Here is a 26,712-nt window from a genome sequence, read left to right as displayed (position 1 = left end):
GTGTTTCCCATGCCGGGAAGTGCCCTTTTTTGCTGCCCGTTTTGCCGCAGGCCCCCTCGGCAGGAGAACGGCATGTGCGTGTCGAAGAGATATCATGAGTCATTGTTCTCGTGTGATATACAGAAAAGCAGATGAGGAGGGTGTCTTATGGGAAAACGGCCATTTGAATCGCTGCGCATCCTTGCGGCGCAGGTACTGCGCGAGGAGCGGCGGGCGGCGCAGCCGGCAGGGCGGCAGGAACGGGCTGGCATCGTGCGGCTCGCGGATTTCCTGCTCGATGAGGCCATTGCCTGCGGCGCGAGTGACCTGCATTTGGAGCCGCAGGCAGGGGAGCTGCGTCTGCGCGTCCGGTGTGACGGCCTGCTGGGGGGGGCGGGCCGCCTGCCGCTCGTGCTGATGCCGCCGCTCGTCTCCCGCCTCAAGGTTATGGCCGGCATGGACATCGCACAGCAGCAGCGGCCGCAGGACGGCCACATCCACTACCGGGATGACATCGACCTGCGCGTATCCTCACTGCCGGCGGCGCATGGGGAGGTGCTCGTGCTGCGCCTCCTGCGCGGCCGCCAGCAGGGGCTGGCGCTCGGTGAGCTGGGCTTTTCCGAGAATCATCTCGCCGGCCTCCGCCGCCTCATACACCGTCCCGCGGGGCTCGTCGTGCTCTGCGGGCCCGTCAATTCGGGCAAGACCTCTACGCTCTACGCGGCGCTCAGCGAGCTCAACGACGATGCACACAACCTCGTGACGCTCGAGGACCCCGTTGAACGGCTGCTGCCCGGCATCAATCAGGTGGAAATCCACGAGAAGGCCGGTCTGACCTTCCTCGCGGGGCTCAAGGCCATCCTGCGCCAGGATGTCACGGGCATCCTCCTGGGCGAGATCCGCGACGAGGAGACGGCGGCCATGGCCGTGCGCATTGCCTTGACGGGGCATCTCCTCATGACGACGCTGCATACGGAGGACACGGTATCGGCCATCTACCGCTTTCTCGAGATGGGCGTGCCTGCGTATCTGCTCGCGGCGACCCTGAGTGGCGTCGTGGCGCAGCGGCTCGTGCGGCGCATCTGTCCTGCGTGCCGGCGCTGGCAGGAGGTGCCGGCGGGCTCGAGGGAAGCTGCGCTGCTGCAGGAGGCCTGGCGGCCGGGGATAAAGCTGGCCTGCGGCACAGGGTGTGCGGCCTGCGGCGGCACGGGGTATCGCGGGCGCACGGTGGTGAGCGAAGTGCTGCTCATCGATGAGGAATTGCGCGCCGGCATCCTGCAGCAGTGGCCGCGTGCGAAGCTCCGCCGGCTGGCTGTGTCCAAGGGCCTTGCGAGCCTCTGGCAGGACGGCAGGCAGAAGGCCCTGCAGGGGATCACGTCGCTTTCAGAAGTCAGGAGGGTGCTCTATGGCGATGGCAGCGCTCTTTCATGAGGCCCTGGCGGCGGGCTGCCGCCAAAAGGCTTCGGACCTCTACCTGACGGCCGGACAGCGCGTTTGGCTGCGCGTGGATGGCCAGCTCATGCCCTTCGGGGCGGAACGCGTCGAAAGCTCCGCGCTTCTCGCCTGGCTCGAGGAGAAATTGGGCGCGTCAAGCCTCATGCGGCTGCAGGCGCGCGAGGAGGTGGACTTTGCCTTTTCTCACGGTTCCTGGCGGCTGCGCGGCAACGCCTTCTGGCAAAGGGGAGAGCCCGCGGCTGTCCTGCGCTTCCTGCCGCCCGCGGTCCCGAGTCTTGTGGCGCTCAATCTGCCTGCACGGGCGGCGCTTGACCGCATCCTTGCCCTCACGAGCGGCCTCGTGCTCGTCTGCGGGCCCACGGGCTCCGGCAAGACGACGACGCTCGCGGCCTGCCTCGACGCGATCAACCAGAATGAGGCGCGCCACATCCTGACGCTTGAGGATCCCGTCGAATACGTTTTTACGCCGGCAAGGTCGCTCATCAATCAGCGCGAGCTCGGGCGGGATTTTTGCTCATTTCCCGCGGCACTGCGCAGTGCGCTGCGCGAGATGCCGGATGTCCTGCTCGTCGGGGAGCTGCGCGACCGCGAGGCGCTGACGACCGCGCTGATGGCGGCGGAGAGCGGCATGCTCGTCTTCGGCACACTGCACACGCGCCGGGCGGTCGAGGCTCCCGCGCGCATCGAATCCTTCTATGAACAGGGGGAGCGCGCCTGCGTGCGCGAGCAGGTCGCAAGAGTCCTGCAGGCCGTGCTCGCGCAGAAGCTGCTGCCGGCAAGCGGCGGCGGGCGCGTGGCGGCCGTCGAGGTGCTCCTGCGCGAGCTTTCAGTCTGCAGCTTGATCCGGCAGGGCAAATACGAGCAGCTGCCTTCCGTCATGATGCGCTGCCAGCAAGCGGGCATGCAGACGATGGAACGTGCCGTCGCGCAGCTTTATCAGGAGGGGCGCATCACGGCAAAGACGCGTGAACGGTACCAGCGCGAAGAACGGGGAGGAGGGATGACAGGTGGCACATTTTTCGTATGAGGCGAGAAGCCGCACGGGCGAGCACTTTGCAGGCGACGTCGAAGCCGCTTCGCGCCGTGAGGCTGCCCGTGAGATCCGACAGCGCGGGCTCTGGGTGGCCTCGCTGACCCCGCTGGAGCAGGCGGAGAGGAAGGAGACCCTGCCTGGCCTGCGCTGCCTGCTCGCATCTGCGTGCACCCATCCCGTCTTTTCGCGGCGCCTGCCATCGGGGCGGCGGGCCTGTGTGCTCTTTTTGCGCCAGCTCGCCCTGCTGACGTCCGCCGGGCTGCCGCTGCACGAGGCACTCGGCGCCATGCAGGCTGGAGACGGGCGCCGCGATGGTTATGAGGAGATGGTCGGTGCGTTGCGCGGGCAGGTGCTGGCGGGAACATCCCTTTCGGCGGCACTTTCAGCATACCCGGCGGTCTTCCCGCACAGTGTCTGCCAGCTCATCGCGCTGGGCGAGGCGGGCGGCGCCCTTGCCTCCATCCTGCCGGAACTCGCGGACCATATGGAACTTGCGATGAAGACGCGCGCGAAGCTCCGCGCGGCCATGGCATATCCCGTGCTGCTGTTTTTTGTGACGCTTCTAGCCGGCACGCTCATGACCGTCTTTTTGCTGCCGGCCTTTGCCGCGCTGCTCACGAGTCTCGCGGCCGAGCTTCCCTGGCCCACGCGCGTGCTGCTTGCGCTCTCGGCTTTCCTGCAGCAGCACGGCGCGGCCACGGCAGCGCTTTTTGCCGTCAGCTGCGTCTTTTTCGGCTGGCTGTTTTCGCGTCCGGGGCTGAGTCAAAGGCTCGACCGCCTGTTCCTTGGCCTGCCGTTCTTCGGCACATTGCTCCGCTATGGCGAGTGGCAGATCATTCTGTCGCTGCTCGCCGTCCTGCTGCATCACGGCGTGCCCCTGGACCGCGCGCTTGCCCTGGCGATGGAAGCCCCCCGCAATGCGTTCCTGCGCCTCTCGCTGCAGCGGGCTCACGCGCGCCTGCGCCGCGGCAAGCCGCTGACGGCTGCGCTTCGCGGCGCCATGCTGCCGTCCTTTCTCATGGCCCTGCTGCGGTCAGGCGAAGCGGCCGGCCGCCTCGAGGAGATGATGCAGCGCGGCGCCGGCCTTGCGCGCTTCTGTTATGAGGAGAGGCTGCGCCGCCTCGAGGTCCTCGTCGAGCCCGTGCTGACGCTCGTCGTCGGCGCCATGATCTTTTTCTTCGTGCTCGCCGTCATGCTGCCCCTGCTTACGACAATGGACGCCCTCGGCTGAGAGCGTCCATCTGGTGACAGCCTGCCCCGTCAGGGCAGGCCCGTATGTGCTTGTCGCTGCTTATTCCTGCAGCAGTTTTTTCTTGAGCTCGCGGTAGCGGCGCGTGTAGTAAGCGCCGTTCTGTGCCTCGCGGTGGTCGAAGCCGTAGGCGCGGCGGCTCACGGCGAGGATCGGCGGCGCCTGGATGCGCTTGGCGACGGCCATGCCGCAGAAGAGGTTCCACCAGCGCTCAAGATCGCTGATGAAGTCGGCGGCCGTCGGGAAGTATTTGGCCACGAGGCCTTCCTCGCAGCCGAGATTCTTCTCGACCGTACCCTCCTCGTACCAGGTTAAGAGGTCCTCCGGCGTGGCCTTCTGCCAGCGCTCGATGAAGGAGCGGAACAGGTAGTCGTGATACGGGTACTTGATGGGGTCGCCCTTGCCCTCGTCGACGTTCTGTGCCGAGGAGAGCTCGGCCGACGGCACGATGTCGATAATGCCCTGCGGCACGACCTCGCGCCCGTAGACGACGTCGTTCATGTAGTGAGCGAGCGCATAGACCTGGTATTTCCAGAGGTCGGCGAGCGCGGCGAGGAACCCCGACTGATCGCCGTAGAGCGTCGAGTAGCCGACAGTCGTCTCGGCCTTGTTGGCATTGCAGGTGAAGCCGCCGCCAAACGCCGCCGCCGCTCCTGCGAGCACGCGCGCACTGCGGTCGCGCGCCTGGATGTTCTCGGCGACGAAGGAAGAGACTTTGAGATATGACGTGCTGCCGTCGCCGAGCAGCGTCATCGGCGTTTGCTCGAGCTGCCTGATCGTGTGGTCGACGGATTCCTGGATCGGCACGATCATGTACTGGCAGCCGAGGTTCTCCGCGAGCTGCTGCGACAGGCCTTTCGTCGTCGCGGAATTGTAGACGCTCGGCATGTTGACGAGCAGGAGGTTCTCGGGACCCACGACCTTCGCGTAGAGCGCGGCGGCCACGGCAGAATCGATGCCACCCGAGATGCCGATGACGAGTTTCTTCATGTGGATGTTCTGGAGGAAATGGCCGACGCCGTAATGCAGCGCGCGGTAGATATGCGCGATGTCGGGTTCTTCGGGTACGGGGGCTGCGGGCATATCCTTGAGACCATCAAGCGGCAGGATCCTGAGGTCTTCCTTGTATTCCGGCGCCGTGTAGACGACGTCGCCTCTGCCCGAATATGCCGTGCTCGAGCCGTCGAAGGTGTAGACGGTCTTGCCGTTGTTCTGCAGGCCGATGCAGTTGACGTAGAAAAGCGGCACGCCGGCATCCTTCGCCTGGCGACCGAAGACGCGGTTGCGCTTGTCGTTCTTGCCGAGCGTGTAAGGGGAAGCCGAGATGTTGACGTAGAAGTCGATGGCATCCTCTTCCAGGATCTTGAGCGGTGCGAGCTCGTAGTCGTCGCTCCAGCCGTCCTCGCAGAGCAGGCAGCCGACTTCAAAGCGCTGGCCGCGGATCTTGAGGCTCACGGGTGAGAGCAGCTTCTGCGGCGTTGTGCCGAGTTCGCGCGCGAGCTTCTGCAGGCTGAAGAAATGGCGCGTGTCGTCGAATTCGCGGTAATTCGGCATGAGCGTCTTGATGGTGTAGGGGTACGGCATGTTGTCGGGCTGTACGAGCTTGCCGTCCTGTGCGATGAAGAACGCGTTGTACTTGCGCACGCGGCCGTCATTGTTCTTCTTCTGCCAGTCGACGGCGACGTTGCCGAACATGACGGTGATGCCCGTAGAGGCCGCGATGATGTCCTGCCCGTAGCTCTCGCAGTCGCGCAGGAAGGCGGGCTGCTCCCAGGTGTCGCCCAGGAAGTAGCCGGGGACAGCCATCTCGGGGAAGATGACGATGTCGGCGTGCTTTTGGTGGGCCTCGTCGATAAAGGCGAGGATGCGTTGTGTGTTCTCGTCGGGATGGCCGGGAATGACCTCCATCTGTACCATGGCAATGTTCAACAAATTCAACACCCTTTCCGTGTCTCTGATGATTACAAAAGCGTGATATTCTTGAAGAAATGACGCTTTTTATGTAACAAAAATGAAACTGCGTGTTTTCTGCGCTGACAATTTAACAATTTCTATAGGATTTGCGCGCAATCTATGGTATAATGTCAAAAACGAGATGACGAGTGGGGAACCTTTTTCCATTTTAACATAGTTCGTTTTATTATCAAATATCAAAGTGTCCCGCGGGGGCGCTGGCAGGAGGAGATTGTGTTGAACTACAAGAGTACCAGAGGAAATGCAGCATCGCGCGCTTCGGCGCAGGCCATCATCGACGGCCTCGCGGAGGATGGGGGCCTGTTCGTGCCCGAGAGCATCCCTGCCGTCACGCTGGATTTCATCCGCGGCCTGCAGCCGCTTTCCTATGAAGAGCGCGCCAAGGCTGTGCTCTCGCTGTTCCTCACGGATTACACGGCGGAGGAGATCGAGGGCTGCGTGGAGCGCGCCTACAACAACGGCCGCTTCGATACGGCAAAGCGCGCGCCCGTTGTGGCCTGTGGCGCGACGAGCGTCCTCGAGCTCTGGCACGGCCCGACGAGCGCCTTCAAGGACATGGCCCTGCAGCTCCTGCCTCAGCTCATGAGCACGGCACTCAAGAAGACAGGTACAAAGGACGAGGTGCTGATCCTCGTCGCGACGTCGGGTGATACGGGCAAGGCCGCGCTCGAGGGCTTCCGCGATGTCCCGCAGATCAAGATCATGGTCTTCTATCCCGAGGGTGGCGTCAGCCGTATCCAGCGCCTGCAGATGCTGACGCAGGAGGGCGCAAATGTCAACGTCACGGCTGTGCGCGGCAACTTCGACGACGCGCAGAGCGGCGTCAAGCAGATCTTTGGCGACCGCCCGTTCAACGATGAACTGCAGGAGGCGGGCATCCGCCTTTCGTCGGCCAATTCCATCAACTGGGGCCGCCTCGTGCCGCAGATCGTCTACTATTTCAGCGCTTATGCCGACCTCCTGGCCGCCGGCCGCATCGAGGCGGGCGAGGAAATCGATTTCACGGTGCCGACGGGCAATTTCGGCGACATCCTCGCGGGCTTCTACGCGAAGTGCATGGGGCTGCCCGTGCACAAGCTCGTTTGCGCATCGAACACGAACAACGTGCTGACGGATTTCCTGCGCACGGGCGTCTACGACCGCAATCGCGATTTCTACAAGACAATCTCGCCGTCGATGGATATCCTGATCTCGAGCAACCTCGAGCGCCTGCTCTACCATATGACGGATGACGCGGCGAAGGTCGCCGGCTGGATGCAGCAGCTGCGCGAGACGGGACGCTATGAGATCGATGCGGACCTCCTCGCGAAGATCCAGCAGGTCTTCTGGGCCGACTGGACGTCTGACGAGGACACGAAGGCCTGCATCGGCGAGGTCTTTGCCAAGGAGCACTATGTTGCCGATCCGCATACGGCCGTGGCTTGGCGTGTGGCCGAACATTATCAGAAGGAAACGGGCGACGCGCATCACATGGTCGTCGTGTCGACGGCGAGCCCGTATAAATTCAACGGCAGCGTGCTCGAGGCGCTCGGTGAGAAGACCGGGGGGCTCGACGAGTTTGCGCTGCTCGACCGCCTCGCCGCCGTGAGCGGCACGAAGATCCCCAAGGGGCTCGCGTCTCTGCGCAACAAGGAGATCCGTCACGACGGCACCTGCACGCCGGAAGGGATGGAGCAGTCCGTGCTGCGCTTTGCCGAAAAGAAGAACAGCTGAACAAGCGGCCAGCCGTGGGCAACCACGGCCGGCCTTTTTTGCATGAATGCGCCTCAACGCAATGCCTTCCCCGCGCACGGGGAAGGTGCCCCGAAGGGGCGGAAGAGGTCCTTGGACAAGATTTTGCACGTGATAGAGGGCGCTGAGATTGGCATCCCCTTTGGGTTTCGCATTTTATCGCTCTCCCTATTAAAAAACAGTAAATAAAGCAAAATAATAGCAATAAATAAAACATTAAAAAGCAGGTGAAATAAATATTTGACATTTATGAATGGATAAGTTAATATAATACTTGAGTTGAGGGTTCACACAAGAAAGACGAATGTGAAATATCTCTCAATAGGTTGAAAAACCAGATTTTGATGAAAGAGGTTGACAGCAAATGGCAAACATCGATCTTAGTCAGTATGGAATCACGGGCGTAACGGAAATCCTCTACAATCCTTCTTACAAGACGTTGTTCGAGGAAGAGACCAAAGAAGGCCTCACGGGCTATGAAAAAGGTCAGGTTTCTGAACTTGGCGCCGTTGATGTTAAGACCGGTATCTTCACGGGCCGTTCTCCGAAAGATAAATTCATTGTTGATGATGAAACCTCCCATGACACGGTATGGTGGGATTCTGAAGAATATCATAACGATAACCACAGAGCTTCCAAGGAAGCTTGGAAGGCGGTAAAGGACATCGCGAAGAAGGAGCTCTCCAACAAGCGCCTGTTCGTCGTCGATGGCTTCTGCGGCGCCAACAAGGACACGCGCATGGCTGTCCGCTTCATCGTGGAAGTTGCATGGCAGGCTCATTTCGTCCGCAACATGTTCATCAAACCGACGCCGGAAGAGGAAGCAAACTTCAAACCGGACTTCGTCGTCTTCAATGCCTCGAAGGCAAAAGTCGAGAACTACAAGGAACTCGGCCTGCATTCTGATACGGCCGTTGTCTTCAATCTCACGGAGCGCCAGCAGGTCATCATCAACACCTGGTACGGCGGCGAGATGAAGAAGGGCATGTTCTCCATGATGAACTACTTCCTGCCGCTCAAGGGCATCGCTGCCATGCACTGCTCCGCCAACACGGATAAGCAGGGCCAGAACACGGCTATCTTCTTCGGCCTCTCCGGCACGGGCAAGACGACGCTGTCGACGGATCCGAAGCGCCTGCTGATCGGCGATGATGAGCACGGCTGGGATGACGATGGTATCTTCAACTTCGAAGGCGGCTGCTATGCAAAGGTCATCAACCTCGACCAGGATGCAGAGCCGGACATCTTCGGCGCCATCAAGCGCAACGCACTCCTCGAGAACGTTGTCCTCGACGAGAATGGCAAGATTGATTTCGCCGACAAGAGCATCACGGAGAATACGCGTGTATCGTATCCGCTCGATCACATCAAGAGCACGGTCAAGGGCTTTGTCAATGACCGCAGCGCTGCTCCGGCTGCCAAGAGCGTCATCTTCCTCGCAGCCGATGCTTTCGGTGTCCTGCCGCCGGTTTCCATCCTGACGCCGGAACAGATGCAGTATTACTTCCTCTCCGGCTTCACGTCCAAGCTGGCTGGCACGGAGCGCGGCATCACGGAGCCGACGCCGACGTTCTCCGCTTGCTTCGGTCAGGCCTTCCTCGAGCTGCCGCCGACGAAATATGCGCATGAACTCGTTAAGCGCGTAAAGGCCAACGGCACGAAGGCATACCTCGTCAACACGGGCTGGAACGGCTATGGCAAGCGCATCTCCATCAAGGATACGCGCGGCATTATCGACGCCATCCACAGCGGTGCCATCAACGAAGCTCCGACGAAGAAGATCCCGTACTTCGGCCTCGAGATCCCGACGAAGCTCGAAGGCGTTGCTACGGAAGTCCTCGATCCGAAGGATACCTACAAGGATCCGTCCAAATCCAAGTGGGATTACAAGGATGAGTCCGAGTGGGATACGAGAGCCAAGAAGCTCGCTCAGATGTTCATCGACAACTTCAACAAGAAGTACACGTTCGATGATGAGGGCAAGGCACTCGTTGCTGCCGGCCCGCAGCTCTGATCCATCAGACATTTGCATCAAAATCTCATATGATAAAAAGAGTCTCGCACGAGGCTCTTTTTTGAATGCCGGAAGCTGATGCACCCCAGGCCCTGTTGGAGAAGTTCTGCATCTGTGCAGAAAGGGGCTTGTCTTGTGCAGGCGTTTCGCCTATACTGGATGCAAGCGCGTCTGGGAAATCCGTGCGCGTCATCAAATCACAGAATAGAGGTCATAAAGCATGAAACATTTCATGAACATGGTGAACCGGGTATCGGTACAATCTTTTGCACAGGCAGGGAAGTCTGCCGGGCGCATGATGTCGAAGGCATTCGGCAAAAAGACCGCGGCGCTTTGCGTGCCGCTCCTGGCTGGGCTCGCGTTCTTCGCGGCACCTGCTGTGACGCAGGCAGCCTATGTCACGGCTTACCAGAATATCGTCTACGAGAAGGATGTCGTCGACACGAACAGCATCTACAATCCCGACAAGGACCATTTCAACTGCGTCGTCTACACGTTCCATTCCGACACGGACAAGGGCCAGCCGTACATCTACAAATACATGTACGACGAGGGTGAGATGGTCTGGAAGATCCATGCCGATGGCCAGTGGAACACGGTGGAGTCAGGCTCACTCGCCGCATCGGTCCTCAAGGTCTGCCTGCCGTATCTCAAATGACGGCATGCCTGCGGGCAGGCACTTCGGGCGGGGCCGTCATTTGACAGCCGCTCTGGCGGACACTACAATAAAGATAGCATTACTTTAGGAGGTTTTTTGGCATATGGAATCGATGATCCGTGATATCAAGCTGGCTCCTTCGGGCCACGATAAAATCAATTGGGTGAAGAACTTCATGCCGGTCATGGCGGCCGTGGACAAGGAGTTCTCGGTGTCGAAGCCCTTTGCGGGCAAGAAGATGGTCATTACGCTCCACCTCGAGGCCAAGACGGCTTACATGGCGGAGATCTTCCAGCATGCCGGCGCGGAGGTTGCCATCACGGGCAGCAACCCGCTGTCGACGCAGGACGATGTGGCCGCGGCGCTCGTCGAGGACGGTCTGCACGTCTTTGCCTGGCATGGCTGCACGCCGGAGGAGTACGATACATTCATCAACAAGGCACTCGACATCCATCCGGATTTCGTCATCGATGACGGCGGCGACCTCGTGCACATGCTGCACACGAAGCGCCGCGAGCTGCTCTCGGGCATTGTCGGCGGTTCGGAAGAGACGACGACGGGCGTGCACCGCCTGCGCGCACTGGCCAATGAGGGCAAGCTCGAATTCCCGATGATCGCGGCCAACGATGCTTACTGCAAATACCTCTTCGACAACCGCTACGGTACGGGCCAGTCGACCTGGGACGGCATCATGCGCACGACGAATGTCGTCATCGCGGGCAAGAACGTCGTCATCGCCGGCTACGGCTGGTGCGGCAAGGGCGGCGCGATGCGTGCGCGCGGCCTCGGTGCCAATGTCATCATCACGGAAGTCGATCCCATCAAGGCCATCGAGGCCGTCTTTGACGGCTTCCGCGTCATGCCGATGGACGAGGCCGCGAAGATCGGCGACATCTTCCTGACGCTGACGGGTGACAAGGACATCATCCGCAAGCAGCATTTCGAGGTCATGAAGAACGGTGCCATCCTCGCAAACTCCGGCCATTTCGACGTTGAGATCAACATCCCTGAGCTCGAGTCGCTGTCCGTCTCGCGCCGCACGGTCCGCAAGAACATCGAGGAATTCAAGCTGCACGACGGCCGTAAGCTCTACCTGCTCGCTGAGGGCCGCCTCGTCAACCTCGCCGCCGGCGACGGCCATCCGGCCGAGATTATGGATCTCTCGTTCGGCGTCCAGTTCTTCTCGGCGCTGCACCTCTTGAAGCACGGCAAAGAGATGGAAAAGGGCGTGCACCTCATGCCCGAGGAGATCAACACGAAGATCGCGAAGATCAAGCTCAAGTCCATGGGCGTCGCCATCGATACGCTGACGCCGGAGCAGCGCGCCTACCTCAGCATGGCCTGACAAGGGGCCTGCGGACGTGGCCGCGTGCCAGCATTCCGGATAAAACCGAAGAAAACCGGCAGGAATATGACGCATGGCCTTTTCCTGCCGGTTTATTTCTGTTAGGATAAAAAGAGCGAAATCACAGAAAATCATGCACAAGGGGGACTCATCTCGTGAAAACACTCATCAAAGACGCTTATGTACTGCTGCCGGACGGCACGACGCCGCGCACGAACATCCTCATCGACGGGGACAAGATCAAGGCCATCGGCGAAGTGCCCGAGGACTTCCGTCCCGCGAAGATCATCGACGGGTGCAATCATCTGGCCGTGCCGGGCTTCGTCAATGCGCACACGCACGCCTCGATGACGCTTTTGCGCAGCTACGCCGACGACATGAACCTCATGGACTGGCTCAACAACAAGGTCTGGCCCGTCGAAGCCAAGATGAATGAGGACGACATTTACTGGGGCGCGATGCTCGCAGCCGTCGAGATGATCGAGGGCGGCACGACAGCTTTTGCCGACATGTACGGGCCGTACATGGACAAGGTTGCCGAGGTCGTCGCTGACTCCGGCCTGCGCGGCGTGCTCTGCCGCGGCATCATCGGCGTGGCCCCGGACGGTGAGAAGAAGCTTGATGAGAACGTCGCGCTCTACAAGGATTTCAACGGCGCCGCCGACGGCCGCATCACCGTCATGTTCGGCCCGCATGCGCCGTATACGTGCCCGCCGGCCTTCCTCAAGAAGGTCGCCGCTGCTGCACAGTCGCTCGGTGCTGAGATCCACATCCACATGCACGAGACGCAGGCCGAGATCGAAGGCTCGCTCAAGGAATACGGCAAGCGCCCGTTTGCCTGGGTGGAGGAGACGGGCCTCTTCGACGGCAGGGGCACGCTCGCCGCACACTGCGTCCATCTTGACGACCATGACATTGAGATCATCAAGAAGCATCACATCCGCGTGGCGCACAATCCGGGCAGCAACATGAAGCTCGCAAGCGGCACGGCGCCGGTGCCGCGCCTCCTCAAGGAAGGCGTCTGCGTCGCCCTCGGCACGGATGGAGCGTCTTCGAACAACAACCTCGACATGCTCGAGGAGATCAATCTCGCCGCGATGCTCCACAAGGTCCACACGCTCGACCCGCTGGCCGTCCCCGCGCGCACGGCCGTCAAGATGGGCACGGAGTACGGCGCCGAGGCCATCGGCCTCAAGAATACCGGCAGACTCGAGGCCGGCTGCAAGGCCGACATCACGCTCTTTGACATGGAGAGCGCCGTCTGGTATCCGCGCCACGACCTCGTGTCGCTTCTGACGTATGCTGCACATGCCGACAGCGTCGATACGGTGCTCGTCGACGGCAAGGTTCTCATGGAGAACCGCGAGCTCACGACGCTTGACAAGGAGCGCATCTTCTTTGAGGCGCAGCGCTGCGCCGAGCGTTTGACAAGATAAGCCGGCTACGATAAGATTAATTCCATAGGGAAGCCCGCCGCTCGTCTCCCGTGCTGGGGAGGACGAAGGGCGGGCTTTCTCCGTCTGCAGCTGTTTTGTTTTGCAATCCATGCACCATGTTCATAAATGAGGTGATATTCCTTGACTAAGAAAACGACCAGCCGGCGCAAGACCGCAAAGTCAGCGGGCTCCGCGAAGACGGCGCGCACGCGCGGCAAGGGCAGCTCGTCCGGCCGCACGCGGTCCTCGGGGGGTGCCGGCAAGGCCAAAAGCACCGGCCGGCGCTATGAGCTCCTGGGACTCGCGCTGCTCGCCGCGGGCCTCCTGTCGATCTGCGGCATCTTCGGCCTCAACGTCGGCTTCGTGGGACTCTACTTTGCCAAATTCCTGCGCTACTTCTTCGGCCTCGGCGCCATCGTCATCGCCTTTTTGATCCTGCTCATCGCCTGGCAGTACATCACGAAGCACAGCGGCCCGCGCTACACGCCGCGCTTCTTCGGCCTGCTGGCGCTCTTTGTCTGCGCGCTCGCCATCTACCATCACTTCGTGATCCCCGTCGGCGCGGAGATCATGCCTGACAGCCTGCCGAAGGGCGGCGGACTGTTGGGCGGCGGCCTGCTGCTGCTCTTGCGCAAGTTCTTCGGTGTCGACGGCACGATCATCATTCTCGGGGCCGGCGTCGTCGGCGCCATCCTGCTCTCGACGACGTGGTCGCTCGCATCGGGCCTCCTCAAGACGAAGGAGCAGGCGAAAAAGGGCGCCATCGTCGCGGGCTCGGCCATCTCGAACACCTGCGAGCGCGTGGCCGAGGTCGGCAGCCGCGTGGAGGAGCAGCTTTCTGAGACGGTGCGCGAGAAGATGCAGCGCCGTTCCTCCTTCTACGACCAGGACGAGGATCCACATTTTGCGGAAAAGCACGAGCCCGCGCCGTATGCCGCGGACGGCAGTGACAATCTGGCCGAGGTCCGCGCCGAGCCTGCCGAACTCACGCCCGAGCGCACGCCGGACCCCGACGCCTTTTGCCCTGAGGAAGTGGGAGAACCCGCCCTGAAGGCGGAAGAGGCCGCAGCGCCGCATTTCACGATCGAATACGGCCGCGGCAGCCAGGCGGGCGAGGGGCTCGCGCCGGCAGCCCCTGACGAGCCGGCGGCGCATTTTGAGGTGCCGCACACCGAGCCGCTCGTGCCGCCTTCGCCCAGCCCCATGAAGAAGAACCCCGTGCCAGCACCGTCTTACGACGAGATCGCACCGATCATGCCGGCGGCCGCGCTGCTCGACGGCTCCGCAAAGGGTCCCGTGCCGCACACGGGCGGGGAGCAGGCGGCAGGTGCGGGCACGCCGCCGCAGCCCGCGCCCCGGCCCTACGTGCTGCCGCGTGTCACTGACATCCTTTCGAAGCACGTCAAGAAGCACAACGCCGCACTCGAGATCGAGATCGAGGACAAGGCACGCATCCTGCAGAAGACGCTCGAGGATTTCCACGTCAAGGCCCGCATCATCAATGCCTGCCACGGTCCGGCCGTCACGCGCTACGAGCTCGAGCCGGCCCCCGGCGTCAAGGTCAGCAAGATCACGAATCTCGCCGACGACCTCGCGCTCAGCCTCGCCGCGACCTCTGTGCGCATCGAGCCGATTCCCGGCAAGGCCGCCATCGGCATCGAGGTGCCGAATAAAGAGCTTGAGGGCGTGCAGCTTCGCGAAGTGCTCGAGAACGAGAAATTCCTCGCGGCCAAATCGAAGCTCACCGTCGGCCTCGGCATGGACATCGGCGGCCAGGCCATCTTCGCGGACCTCGCGAAGATGCCGCATCTGCTCGTCGCGGGCGCCACGGGCTCCGGCAAATCCGTCTGCATCAACACGCTCATCACGAGCATCCTCTTCAAGGCCAAGCCCGAGGAAGTCAAATTCATCCTCGTCGACCCGAAGATGGTCGAGCTCTCGAACTACAACGGCATCCCGCACCTCATGGTCCCGGTCGTCACCGAAGCCAAGAAAGCCGCCTCCGTGCTCAACTGGTCCGTGCAGGAAATGGAGAAGCGCTACGCGAAATTCGCCGAGCACAACGTCCGCAACATGGAGACGTACAACAATAAATTCCCCGACGACAAGATGCCGGCCATCGTCATTATCATCGACGAGCTCGCCGACCTCATGATGGTCGCGCCGCACGACGTCGAGGACGCCATCTGCCGCCTCGCGCAGAAGGCCCGCGCCGCCGGCATCCACATGGTGCTCGCGACGCAGCGCCCGTCCGTCGACGTCATCACGGGCATCATCAAGGCCAACATCCCCTCGCGCATCTCGTTTGCCGTCTCGAGCCAGATCGACTCGCGCACAATCCTCGACCGCAGCGGCGCCGAAAAGCTCCTCGGCAAGGGCGATATGCTCTTCTATCCGGTCGGTGCGGCCAAGCCGCTGCGCGTGCAGGGCGCCTTCATCAGCGATGACGAGGTCGAGCACCTGCTCGACTTCATCCGTGCGCAGGGGCAGGAGATGGAAGCCAACGAAGAAATCATCACGTTCACGGAGAATGCCATGAAAGAAGAGGAAGAGAAAGAGGAGGGCAAGGGCCGCCGCGCGCCGAAGCGCGACGAACTCCTGCCGGATGCCGTCAACCTCGTCATGTCGACGGGGCAGGCCTCGGCCTCGTCCATCCAGCGCCGCTTCCGCGTCGGCTACACGCGGGCGGCCCGGCTCATCGACGAGATGGAGGAACTCCACATCGTCGGCCCGAACATGGGCAGCAAGCCGCGCGAGATCCTCATGAATTCCGAGCAGGCCCAGGCCGCGCTCGCCGCCGAAGCCGAAGGCTGACGCCGAAAGGTGGCAGATGCGATGCGCAGACCGGCGGATTCCGGCAGTTTTTGGGCTGTTTGCCGGGAAGTTTTTCGCGAACTCGGGGAAACTACTGGAAAAGAACGGGAGCATTGTGGTATACTGAGGGTTAGTTAACGTACAAAACCAGAGCACGCGGGATGCTGGCCGCTTGTGTCAGCGTAAACCGGCGTCTCTTATGGGGGTAGATTTTTTTGAAGTACATGAGTGGTAACGATCTGCGTGAAGCCTATCTGCAGTTCTTTGCAGAGAAGAAAGGCCATCTGCGCCTGCCGAGCTTTTCGCTGATCCCGAAAGATGATCCGACGCTGCTTCTGATCGGTGCTGGCATGGCGCCGCTGAAGCCGTTCTTCACGGGCAAGATGAAGCCGCCCCGCACGCGCGTGACGACGAGCCAGCGCTGCGTCCGCACGGGCGATATCGAGAACGTCGGCCGCACGGCGCGCCATCAGACGTTCTTCGAGATGCTCGGCAATTTCTCGTTCGGCGATTATTTCAAGGGCGAAGCCATTCCCTGGGCCTGGGAATTCCTGACGGAAGTCATCGAGCTGCCGAAGGACAAGCTCTGGGTCACGGTATACCCGGACGATACGGAAGCCATCGAGATCTGGAAATCCCAGCCGGGCTTCCCGCAGGATCACATCGTCAAGATGGACGACAACTTCTGGGAAATCGGCCCTGGCCCGTGCGGCCCGGACTCCGAGATCTACATCGACCTCGGTGAAGAGCGCGGCTGCGGCTCGCCGACGTGCGCCGTCGGCTGCGACTGCGACCGCTACCTCGAGATCTGGAACCTCGTCTTCACGCAGTACGACCGCCAGGAAGACGGCTCCTACAAGAATCTCGCCCATAAGAACATCGATACGGGCTGCGGCCTCGAGCGCCTCGCCTCCGTCGTCCAGAACAAGAAGACGAACTTCGAGACGGACCTCCTGTACCCGATCATCGAATACGCGGCCAAGGTTGCCGGCGTCGAATACGGCAAGGACGAGAAGACGGACATCTCCCTCAAGGTCATCGCTGACCACGCCCGCTCCATGGCCGTCATGATCATGGACGGTATCCTGCCGTCGAACGAGGGCCGCGGCTACGTGCTGCGCCGCATCCTGCGCCGCGCCGTCCGCCATGGCCGCATGCTCGGCATCAAGGGCAAATTCCTCGAGGGCGCCGTTGACGCCGTCGTCGACATCTACCGCGATGCCAGCGACTTCGGCGAACTCGTCGCCAAGCACGACTACATCAAGAAAGTCATCAGCATCGAGGAAGACCGCTTCGCGGCCACGCTCAACCAGGGCATGGAACTCCTCGACGCTGAGATTGCCGAACTCAAGAAGGAAGGCAAGGAGCAGCTGCCGGGCGAGATCGGCTTCCGCCTCTACGATACCTTCGGTTTCCCGTGGGAACTCACGGAAGAGATCCTGCATGAAAACGGCCTCGACCTCGACAAAGAGGGCTTTGACAAGGCCATGGACGAGCAGCGCGAGCGTGCGCGCAGCGCGCGTGCTGAGAACCAGCGCGTCGCCGTGCCGGACCTCTCGGGCATTGACGTCTCGAAGCTCACGGTTGACCCCGAAGCCAAAGAGGGCAAGGTCGTCGCCATCTGGAAGGACGGTAAGCTCGTCGACATGATTACCGACGGCGAAGAAGCCGGCATCATCCTCGACAAGACCCCGTTCTACGCCGAAGGCGGCGGACAGGTCGGCGACGAAGGCATGCTCATCGGCGAATTTGGCCGCATCAAGGCCGTCAACGCCAAGAAGCTGCCGGACGGCACGGTCTACCATGTCGCCTACGTCGAGGAAGGCCAGCTCAAGGTCGGCGAGACGGTAAAGATTGAAGTCGATCAGGTCAAGAAGCTCGCTTCGGCCCGCAACCACACGGCCACGCATCTTCTGCAGGCCGCACTCAAGCGCGTCGTCGGCGACCAGATCAATCAGGCCGGTTCCCTCGTCACGCCGGAACGCCTGCGCTTCGACTTCACGAACTTCGAGCCCGTCACGGCTCAGCAGCTCGCCGACGTCGAGGAACTCGTCAACACGGTCATCCTCAAGGGCCAGGATGTCGAGATCACGCACATGAGCCTCGAGGAAGCCAAGAAATCGGGCGCAATGGCCCTCTTCTCCGAGAAATACGGCGATGTCGTGCGCGTCGTCTCCGTACCGGGCTTCTCCAAAGAGCTCTGCGCCGGCTCCCACGTCAAGAACGTCGGCCAGATCGGTATGTTCAAGATCATCAGCGAGACGGGCGTCGCTTCGGGCGTGCGCCGCATCGAGGCCATCACGGGCCAGGCTGCGCTCGACTACGTCAATGGCAAGCTCGCCATTCTCTCGCAGGCTGCCGGCAAGCTCAAGACGAACGAGGACGACATCGTCGCAGCCGTCGAGAAACTCCAGGCAGAGAACAAAGAGATGTCCGGCAAGCTCGCCGAAGTCGCTGCCATGCAGGAAAAGGCTGATGCCCAGCAGCTCGTGGCTGGTGTCCAGAATGTCGCTGGCGTCTCGGTCATTGCCGGCAAGGCCAATGTTGAGAACATGGACGGCCTGCGCGAAGTCGCCGACCTCACGCTCGGCAAGCTCGAGAGCGGCGTCGTCGTACTCGCCTGCGTCAACGGGGATAAAGTCAACCTCGTCGTCAAGGCTTCCAAAGATGTGGTCAAGAAAGGTATCCATGCCGGCAAGATCATCAAGGAAGCAGCCGCAGTCGTCGGTGGCGGCGGCGGCGGACGCCCGGATATGGCACAGGCCGGCGGCAAGGACGCTGCGGCTCTGCCGAAGGCGTTCGACAAGGCCATCGAAGTCATCAAGGCACAGCTCGGCTGAACATTCGTATAGAAGCAACAACCTCCCTCGCTATGAGGGAGGTTTTGTAGGTGGAGGACTCAATCTTGGAAGTTGATATCACAAAAAAAGTACAATACCTGATGAAATACGGCCTGCCTGGCCTCATCATCATCGCGGTGCTCTGTGCCGGCGGCATCTACTACTACCAGCACCAGCACAAGTATTTCAATGTCTACGATGCGCAGGTCGCCAGCTCGCTCGTCGCCTCCAAGGCCCGCACGAACGGCACGATTACTGAACTCGTCGTGGCGGACGGCGAACACGTCGAAGCCGGCGATGTCATCGCGCACATCGAGAGCAGCATCACGGACGACCAGATCCAGCAGCTCGAGCAGAACGTCGCGCTCTCGCAGCGCAACCTCGACGAAATCAAGAAGGGCCAGACCGTGACCGTCGCCGTGCCGAGCGCCGCACCGGCTCCGGCCGCCTCCTCCTCGGGCGGTTCTTCCGCAAGCGTCGCGAGCGCTGCCGCCCGCATGCAGCGCATGAACGAGCTCTTCGAGATGGGCGCCATCAGTGCCGTGCAGCGTGACCAGGCCGCCGCCGATTACCAGGCAGCCAAGGCCGCTGCATCTTCAAGCGCTCCTGCTGCCTCCTCGCCAGCCGTGACCTACCAGACGACGACGCAGCCACCTGACCCCAAGGCCGTGCAGAACGCCGAGCTCCAGCTCCGCCAGGCACAGGCCGCACTCGACAACGCCAAGCAGGACGCTCAGCAGACCGACATTGTCGCCCCAGTTGCCGGCACCGTCTACTACGCCTCCGACATCACGGAAGGCGCCGTCGTAACGGCCGGCCAGACCGTTGCAAATGTCGGCAACGCCGACGACATCTGGGTCGAAGCCAAGGTCAAGGCCGACCAGGGCCAAAAGCTCCGCCTCGGCCAGTTCGCCTCCTATGAGATCGACGGGCACAAGCTCCAGGGCTCCATCCAGGACATCGAAACGGCCGCCGACAAAGCCGCAGCCGATAAAGCTGCCCAGCAGGAAGCCGACCAGGCCCTCGGCATCAACGACAACGCCAATACCGGCAGTGCCGATAATGCCAATGCCGCCGACAATAGTGCGGCAGACACCAGCCAGAGCGCTGACAACCAGAACGGCACGGCCCAGAGCGACACCGCCGCGCAGGGCAGCCCCAGCCCCAAGACGACCACAGACACCGAGAACGCCGACGTCGACGACGACACCCTGATTGTCAAGATCTCCATCCCGACCGGCCTCTCCTTCGACCTCAAACCCGGCATGAAAGCCATCGTCAAATTCGCCCTGAATGGCTGAGCCAGCATCTGAATCCATTTCATCACGTTAACAAATCCCCATCGATGTAAATATTCATCGATGGGGATTTTTATCTGTTGGTTTCAAGCGCACATCATTTTAGTGTATACTATAAATATCGTAGTGGTTCGTTATTAATGGATTGTATGCTATGATGAAGGTGATGTTATGACAAAATCAGAAATTGAAGCATCGAATTTAAAAGTCATTCTGCATTCCAAGAGGGCAAATATCTATTACCTGGAAAAGTGCCGAGTGATGCAGAAGGATGGACGTGTGCTTTATCTGACAGAGGGAAAGCGGGAAAATCAGTATTGGAATATACCGATTGCGAATACGACGGTGCTGCTGTTGGGGACTGGTACATCCATCACTCAAGCTGCGATGCGGATGTTAGCTATGGCGGGTGTCATGGTTGGGTTTTGCGGCAGTGGTGGGACTCCATTGCTTTCAGGAATGGAAATCGAATGGCTCAGTCCTCAGAGCGAATACCGGCCCACGGAATATGTGCAGGGATGGCTTTCCTTTTGGTTTCAGGCCGATAAGCGGTTAACAGCGGCGAAGGAGTTCCAGCTGAAGCGGTGCCAGTTTATCGAGCAGGTCTGGCAGAAAGATCGCGACTTGCAGAGCTGGGGCTTCTATGCAGATGATGATGAAATCCAGTCGGCTATGCATCGCTTTCAGCGGGTCATCCGGCAAGCCATGGATATCAAACAATTGCTGGCAGGCGAGGCCATCTTTACGAAAGCGCTTTATAAATATGCGAGTGAACACGCCAATATGCCAGACTTTGTCCGCCTTCATGATGCTCCTGCAGGAGATAAGGCCAATATCTTCCTAAATCACGGCAATTACCTGGCTTATGGCCTGGCTGCAGTCACCCTCTGGGTATTGGGAATACCGCATGGTTTTGCTGTCATGCACGGGAAGACGCGGCGCGGTGCCTTGGTCTTCGACGTTGCCGATCTCGTAAAAGATGCCATTGTCCTGCCGGGTGCATTTATCTGCGCCGAAGATGACATCCGAGATCAGGAATTTCGTTCGTATTGCCTGCAGAAATTTACGGAACACAAGGTAATGGACTTCTTGTTCGAAGAAGTAAAGCGCGTGAGCCAATTGTGGGGAAAGGAGGGACCGTATCATGATGGTGTTGTTTACCAGTCGCAGTGAAAAGAAAGCCCTGTTGACGGTTCGCCGTATCTTGGATCAATTTGCAGATCGAATCGGCAATGACACATGGCAGACCATCATGACACAGGAAGGCGTGCAAGAGGTCAGGACGCTCCTGCGCCGGAATGCGACGAAAAGCACGGCAGTGTCCTGCCGCTGGATTCGCTCGCGCAATCGCAGTCAGCTCCTATGGGTGGTGGGAAACCGCGATAAATTCAATGAAGAAGGCCTGGTGCCCGTCAATACAACACGAAAAAATATCTTTCATAAGGAGTGGGAAGGTGGTTGGCCATATCTGTCTCTGCTCAAAGCATTGGTATCTGTTGCAGCACTTTTTCACGATTGGGGTAAATCATCCGATCACTTCCAGAAAAAACTGCGGTCGTCATCGATGGAGAAAGACCCGTATCGTCATGAGTGGGTCTCCTGCCAATTGTTGGCAGTCGTAGCGAGAATCAGTGGAGACACGCAGGATGACGATGCCTGGATGCATCTCTTCTTGGAGGGCAATTTAAAAAAGACCACCTTAAAGAGTGAGATGAAGAAGCAAAGCGAACATGCCCAGGCATTGCCGAAGATGCCGCCAATCATGCGCATGCTGGCGTGGTTGATTTTGTCGCATCATCATTTGCCCGTAACGCGGAATGAGATGAAATGCAAAATCTGTGTCGAAAAATTGCCCATGTCATTGGAGAGTCTTTTTTCAACGATTAAAGCTGAATGGGGGTATGAAGGCGTTGTCCCAGCAGGGAAGGATCCCTGTTTTTCTTTTTCAAAAGGCTTCCTGCTGGATGATGATGACTGGAATAAGGCAGTCAAAAAATGGCTGACCCGTCTGCTCCGGGAAAAAGCACAGCTGCAGCATCTCTGTACGGACTCAAGCCTGGCCTTGCACCCGCTCCTTCTATATGCGCGGGAAGCCCTGATGCTGGCAGACCACTTTGTCTCTTCCCAGAAGCATCAGACAGATGTGCCGATAGAAGAACAGAAAAAGGTTTTATATGCCAATACAGATGGAGATAAGCTCTGTGATAAATTGTCTTCTCATTTAACACGTGTGGCTGCTCAAGCTGTCAATATTACGCACCAGCTGCCCCTCTTTGCAAGCGAGATGGATGTGGCCGATACCGTGCGGTTTACGCCGGCGAAGGCGCCCTATCAGTGGCAGGACAAGGCTGTTCGCGAAATCCAATCGGCAAAACAGGATGGAATGGATCAGGCCTGGTTCATTCTGAATATGGCAAGTACGGGCTGTGGCAAGACCACTGCCAATGCCAAACTGATGCAGGCTTTGTCACCAGATGGCAAGGTCATGCGATATACGTTGGCACTGGGTTTGCGCTCGTTGACGCTCCAGACAGGCAGTGAATATCGGGAACGCATGCATCTGACGAAAGATGAATTGGCTGTAATCATCGGTTCCCAAGCTGTCGAATCGCTGCACCAGCAGGAGAAAGAGAATGACAATACAGAGTTGGAACAGAAAGGCTCGCCTTGTGATATCGGTGGCTCGGGAGAAGAAGAACTCCTGGAAGACATGCTTTCCTTCGAGGATAATTTCACGCACGATCAGTTGAAGTATCTGGACATTTACCTGGATGGGCGCAAGAATCCACAGGCGAAGAAAAATGGCGCTTTCCTGTTCAAGCCTGTACTGGTTGCGACAATCGACCAGATTATCCGTGCGACAGAGGTGACGCGCGGAGGGAAGGGACTATTGCCTTTCCTGCGGATGATGTCAGCGGATCTCGTCATTGATGAAGTGGATGATTTCTCACCGGAGGATTTGACAGCCGTCGCCCGTCTCGTCCACTTAGCGGGTATGCTCGGACGCAATGTGATTTTGTCTTCTGCGACGATTCCGCCGGACTTGGCACAGGGGATGTATCAGGCTTATCAGGATGGCCTGTGCTGTTATAATGTATTTTCAGACCAGGCGAAAACGATGACTGCTGTCTGGGTGGATGAGTTCCGTTCTGCATCCTCCGCCATACCGCTGCAACAGCCGAACCAGTATAAGCTGGCCCATAAGAACTTTATTGAGAAGCGCGTCAAGAAGCTGCGGACACAGGTCGTGAAGCGGAAAGCTGTCGTAATTCCTTGCCAGCCGCAGGCAACGAAAGAACTGTCCTGGCAGTCGTATGTTGAGGCTATGAAACAGGCTGTCCAGCAGCTTCATAGTAATCACCATGTCATTGATGAGAAAACGGGCAGGGAAGTGTCCTTTGGCCTCGTGCGACTTGCCAATATCAATCCCTGTGTCAATATGACACTTTCCCTGTTGTCGGCTGACTGGCCGGATGATACAGCGGTGTTCCTCATGTGCTATCACAGCCGCCAGGTCTTGCTGCTCCGTCATGAACAGGAAACGTATCTTGATCATGTTTTGTGCCGCAAGCAAGAGAAGGGAGGCCGAATCGCCTTCCAAGATACAGTCCTTCGTGCTCATTTGGATAAAATTCAAAAGCAGCGTTGTATTTTCTTGGTAATTGCCACTCCGGTAGAAGAAATTGGACGTGACCATGATTTTGATTGGGCCATTGTAGAACCTTCTTCTTATCGCTCGATTATTCAGCTGGCAGGGCGTGTACATCGTCATCGTCCATGTCTGCAGGATATATCTGCCCCGAATATTGGCGTCATGCAGTTTAATTGGAGGGGGATGACCAATCCCGGACAGAGAGTCGTCTTCTGTAGACCCGGTTTCGAAAAAACTCCGCATTATCTGTTGCAGAGCCATGACATCAAGGAGCTAGTTCCTATCGATAATTGGGCACATATCGATGCTATCCCTCGCGTGCAAATTCCAAGGCCGCTGCGTCCTCAGTCGCAATTGATTGACTTAGAGCACCAGAGATTAGCAGATTGGCGTAATCTCGATGATAAATCACCGGACAAAGTGGGCGGCTGGCAGCAGACTTGCTGGTGGATGACAGGCTTGCCACAGTATCTGTGTCCGTTCCGTGCAGGGGTTCCTGATAAAGACCTGTGCTATCGATACGATGCAGAGAAGGGGATGTTGGGCTTCTATAAAATAGATAAGGGTGAATATATACCCTACGGGGATATGTGCAATCTGAAATCATACCCTGAGGAGAAGCTGAATCCTTACAGAGAGCGGTTCTGGTTGCCACGCTCTTATATGGCGTCTCTTCAGGCGCAAGCTGCTAGAAAAATGCATTCCGATGAAGATGAAGGAAATGTTCTGCAGCGCATATCCGAGCGGTATGGCCAACTGACTCTTCCAGGCTATGAAGATGAATCAGCCAGGACATACTGGTATGATGACCAGCTGGGAGTGTTCCATACCTTATTGCATGAAAGAAAGGGATAGTCAGTCGAACCAGTTTCTGTTATAATGTAGCCAACAGTATCTGCCGTATAGGCAGCTTAGTAAATATTTAAATCCTGAGGAAACATAATCTGCCGTATAGGCAGCTCGTATGATTTTTCTTTAGGATTTTATTAGTAAATCCATATTAAAATCTTGAGGAATTAAAAAGATGTGGTATAATAAAAATAAAGGAGGGATAGATATGGGATCGATAGCAACTTACATCGCTGATAAAGCGGCGATAAAAAAACAAACCCCGGCTGAGTGGCTAGAGAGTAATTTGAAGAATATTGACCGATATTGGGTGAGTTCACATATCGGCCGGTACACACATCCGGATGCAGCAGTCCATTTGTATGATGATAGTAGCCCTACGGGTAAAGGATACTTGACAACTGCTGATGCGGCAGTGAAACAAGATATTTATGTAGACGGTGGTTCTGCATTTATGTCGATTGCGTCGTTCTTGGTTTCAAGGTTTTCACAGAAAGAAACTATAGCGGAACAGAGAGAGGACCTTGAGGCTAAAACAGCTTGGCAATATTTTCATGAGGATTCCCCCTTTATCCGTCGCGAGATAGAATCGTTAGGAATCGAATATGAACCATTGCGAGAGAAGGTATTGCATATTCAGACATCAAAGATTCCGGAGAGAAGTGATGCACGCCTAAAACAAGTGTATTTTCCGATACCTGACCGGGATGGAGAGTATCATCTACTCAGTATCTTGCCGCCGAGTATTCTGATGCTTGAACTTACGAATCGAATTAGAATGGAATTTCAAATACAGAGAAAGTGCCAGGATAAAAAATCAGAATATTATGGCGGGCCATATCAGACTTCTCCTGACCTGACTGTTGTGTGCTTTGGTGGCGCAAACGTCCAAAATGTAAGCGTGCGGAATTCTTCATTAGGGATGCAGGTTTTGTCATCATTGCCACCTTGCCTGACTGGTCGGAAAATAAAGATGCCTAAAAGAAACTTTTTTTCCGATTCGCTTTACTGGCGCAGGTTCAGTGATATGCTGTCTGATCTCGATACACTGTTCCGAGACCAGCGCCATAATCTTGAGATGCGGGAGCGCCGTGAAGATATTATCCTGGATTTTGTCGAGACTGTCCTGTACGAAGCGAATCGCCTGCAGAATCTTCCTGCTGGTTGGAGCAAGGATACAGAGCTGTCCGATGAGCAGGCGGTTTGGCTGGATGTAGCCTACGGGAGTCAGCGTCAGGTCGATACGGATTGGATTTGGCCGGTCTGCTTGGACTTTGCCCGTTGGCTCGTCAATGCTTACAAAAAATTCTGTCGTTATGAGAAGCTACAAGAGATTTCGCTTTCTGACGTGGAGATGCATGCCTTTGCATCGACGATGGAGGATGTCCTGAAGCAGGAGGTGAGAGAAGGATGAATAGAACGAAAAAGTATTTGTTGCTGCGGCATGTCAAAATCCACAATGCAAATGCATTCAGCAGTCCTCTCACGATTGGTTTTCCCGCCATGACGGCGTGGTTGGGGGCCATGCATGCGCTTGAAAGAAAGCTTCGGCAGCATGAAGCGCTGTCTGATATCCGTTTGACGAAATTGTCTGTATCCTGCCATGATTTTAATCTGCAGACCTATAAGGGGCCAGGCGACTATGTGAACTCGGTGATTATCACCGCGAATCCCTTGCGAAAAAAAGGTGCTTCCTTTGAGCGGCCTCCGTTTATCGAAGAAGCAAGAGTCCACTTGACGATATCGCTTCTTATTGAAATAGATGGACTATTGCCAGACAGTTTTTCGATTTTTATTGAGAAGACGACAGAGGCTTTGATGGGAATGAAGATTGCAGGTGGAGATATCCTTGATTTTTTGCCAATACAGGACCCTATGGAATCAACTTCGACACGAAATTCCAGACTCCTCTTGGTGGATGAAGAAAATGAGAAAGATGTGCGCCGTACGGTTCGCAGCCTCATGCCAGGATATGTCTTGGTAGAGCGTCGTCAGTTACTGAAACGGAAGCAGGAAGAACTCAATCAACAGGATATCCTGCAGGTGATGCTGGACTTGCTTGCTTTGCACTATGAATATGATGACGAGCAGGACTCCTGGTCTTTGCAGCCACGCAAGGAAAAAGGCTGGCTGGTACCAATCGTCACGGGATTCAAAGGGCTGACACCACTCGGACACATTGCGAATCAGCGCGATGCGAGCACATTGCATCGCTTTGCAGAACCTGTGCTGACACTCGGCGAGTTCAAGATGGCCCATCGGTTTGATTGTATTGATGACATGATGTGGCATTATCATTATGATAAGGATAAAGATTTATATGTCTGTGTGAATGAATCAAATGAAGGAGCATTCCTGTAATTAGGAAATAGCGCCTTTGTGAAA

The 26,712-nt window shown here is 58.1% G+C and carries 16 protein-coding genes; 15 read left to right on the top strand and 1 reads right to left on the bottom strand.

Translation table 11 applies throughout. The features are described from left to right. Positions 1-147: 147 nt before the first annotated feature. From DWX75_RS01010 to DWX75_RS01000, 3 genes are read left to right on the top strand one after another with little or no spacing between them, the layout of a single operon-like run. Entirely contained in the window at positions 148-1,410 is a 1,263-nt protein-coding gene (locus DWX75_RS01010) for a GspE/PulE family protein (RefSeq protein WP_118014062.1), read from the top strand. Continuing rightward, positions 1,385-2,461, top strand: coding sequence for a type IV pilus twitching motility protein PilT (locus DWX75_RS01005; protein ID WP_118014059.1), 1,077 nt, complete (start codon positions 1,385-1,387; stop codon positions 2,459-2,461). Before DWX75_RS01010 ends, DWX75_RS01005 begins: the two co-directional genes overlap by 26 nt. Continuing rightward, positions 2,442-3,698: a type II secretion system F family protein gene (locus DWX75_RS01000; RefSeq protein ID WP_118014057.1), complete on the top strand. Its 1,257-nt coding sequence runs from the start codon at positions 2,442-2,444 to the stop codon at positions 3,696-3,698. Before DWX75_RS01005 ends, DWX75_RS01000 begins: the two co-directional genes overlap by 20 nt. A 60-nt stretch (positions 3,699-3,758) precedes the next feature. Here DWX75_RS01000 and nadE read toward each other — a convergent pair whose 3' ends face one another. Beyond that, positions 3,759-5,648, bottom strand: a complete 1,890-nt coding sequence (gene nadE, locus DWX75_RS00995; RefSeq protein WP_118014056.1) for an NAD(+) synthase — start codon at positions 5,646-5,648, stop codon at positions 3,759-3,761. Positions 5,649-5,906: 258 nt separating this feature from the next. On the opposite strand from nadE, the gene thrC reads away from it, so the two are divergent. The 12 genes from thrC to csy2 all read left to right on the top strand — a co-directional run bounded on the left by thrC (position 5,907) and on the right by csy2 (position 26,688). Continuing rightward, complete coding sequence (thrC, locus tag DWX75_RS00990; RefSeq protein ID WP_118014054.1) at positions 5,907-7,403, top strand: threonine synthase; 1,497 nt, start codon at positions 5,907-5,909, stop codon at positions 7,401-7,403. A 382-nt stretch (positions 7,404-7,785) separates the two neighbouring features. After that, positions 7,786-9,435 (top strand): phosphoenolpyruvate carboxykinase (ATP), encoded by a 1,650-nt coding sequence (gene pckA / locus DWX75_RS00985; protein ID WP_118014052.1) that lies wholly within the window; start codon positions 7,786-7,788, stop codon positions 9,433-9,435. A gap of 220 nt (positions 9,436-9,655) precedes the next feature. Beyond that, on the top strand, positions 9,656-10,093 hold the full coding sequence (locus DWX75_RS00980; RefSeq protein ID WP_118014050.1) for a hypothetical protein: 438 nt from the start codon (positions 9,656-9,658) through the stop codon (positions 10,091-10,093). A 103-nt stretch (positions 10,094-10,196) separates the two neighbouring features. Then, positions 10,197-11,438: an adenosylhomocysteinase gene (locus tag DWX75_RS00975; protein ID WP_118014048.1), complete on the top strand. Its 1,242-nt coding sequence runs from the start codon at positions 10,197-10,199 to the stop codon at positions 11,436-11,438. A 155-nt stretch (positions 11,439-11,593) separates the two neighbouring features. Further along, positions 11,594-12,874: an amidohydrolase gene (locus DWX75_RS00970; RefSeq protein ID WP_118014046.1), complete on the top strand. Its 1,281-nt coding sequence runs from the start codon at positions 11,594-11,596 to the stop codon at positions 12,872-12,874. 141 nt (positions 12,875-13,015) lie between these two features. After that, on the top strand, positions 13,016-15,688 hold the full coding sequence (locus tag DWX75_RS00965; RefSeq protein ID WP_199497482.1) for a DNA translocase FtsK: 2,673 nt from the start codon (positions 13,016-13,018) through the stop codon (positions 15,686-15,688). Positions 15,689-15,912: 224 nt separating this feature from the next. Continuing rightward, positions 15,913-18,528 carry an alanine--tRNA ligase gene (gene alaS, locus DWX75_RS00960; protein ID WP_199497485.1) on the top strand — a complete coding sequence of 872 codons (2,616 nt, stop codon included), beginning with the start codon at positions 15,913-15,915 and terminating at the stop codon, positions 18,526-18,528. A 65-nt stretch (positions 18,529-18,593) separates the two neighbouring features. Continuing rightward, complete coding sequence (locus DWX75_RS00955; RefSeq protein WP_118014043.1) at positions 18,594-19,829, top strand: HlyD family secretion protein; 1,236 nt, start codon at positions 18,594-18,596, stop codon at positions 19,827-19,829. 168 nt (positions 19,830-19,997) lie between these two features. Beyond that, positions 19,998-20,999, top strand: coding sequence for a type I-F CRISPR-associated endonuclease Cas1f (cas1f, locus tag DWX75_RS00950; protein ID WP_118014040.1), 1,002 nt, complete (start codon positions 19,998-20,000; stop codon positions 20,997-20,999). Next, the gene (gene cas3f, locus DWX75_RS00945) at positions 20,971-24,333 is read left to right on the top strand and encodes a type I-F CRISPR-associated helicase Cas3f (protein WP_118014038.1); all 3,363 of its coding nucleotides are present in this window, start codon (positions 20,971-20,973) and stop codon (positions 24,331-24,333) included. Before cas1f ends, cas3f begins: the two co-directional genes overlap by 29 nt. Positions 24,334-24,535: 202 nt before the next feature. Continuing rightward, complete coding sequence (locus tag DWX75_RS00940; protein ID WP_158558745.1) at positions 24,536-25,741, top strand: type I-F CRISPR-associated protein Csy1; 1,206 nt, start codon at positions 24,536-24,538, stop codon at positions 25,739-25,741. Beyond that, positions 25,738-26,688, top strand: coding sequence for a type I-F CRISPR-associated protein Csy2 (csy2, locus tag DWX75_RS00935; RefSeq protein WP_118014034.1), 951 nt, complete (start codon positions 25,738-25,740; stop codon positions 26,686-26,688). Before DWX75_RS00940 ends, csy2 begins: the two co-directional genes overlap by 4 nt. Positions 26,689-26,712: the final 24 nt, after the last annotated feature.

The sequence above is a fragment of the Mitsuokella sp. AF21-1AC genome (genome assembly GCF_003458855.1).
Classification (GTDB): domain Bacteria; phylum Bacillota; class Negativicutes; order Selenomonadales; family Selenomonadaceae; genus Mitsuokella.
Note: the sequence above shows the minus strand (reverse complement) of the source record. Positions and strands in the feature narration are given on the sequence as shown.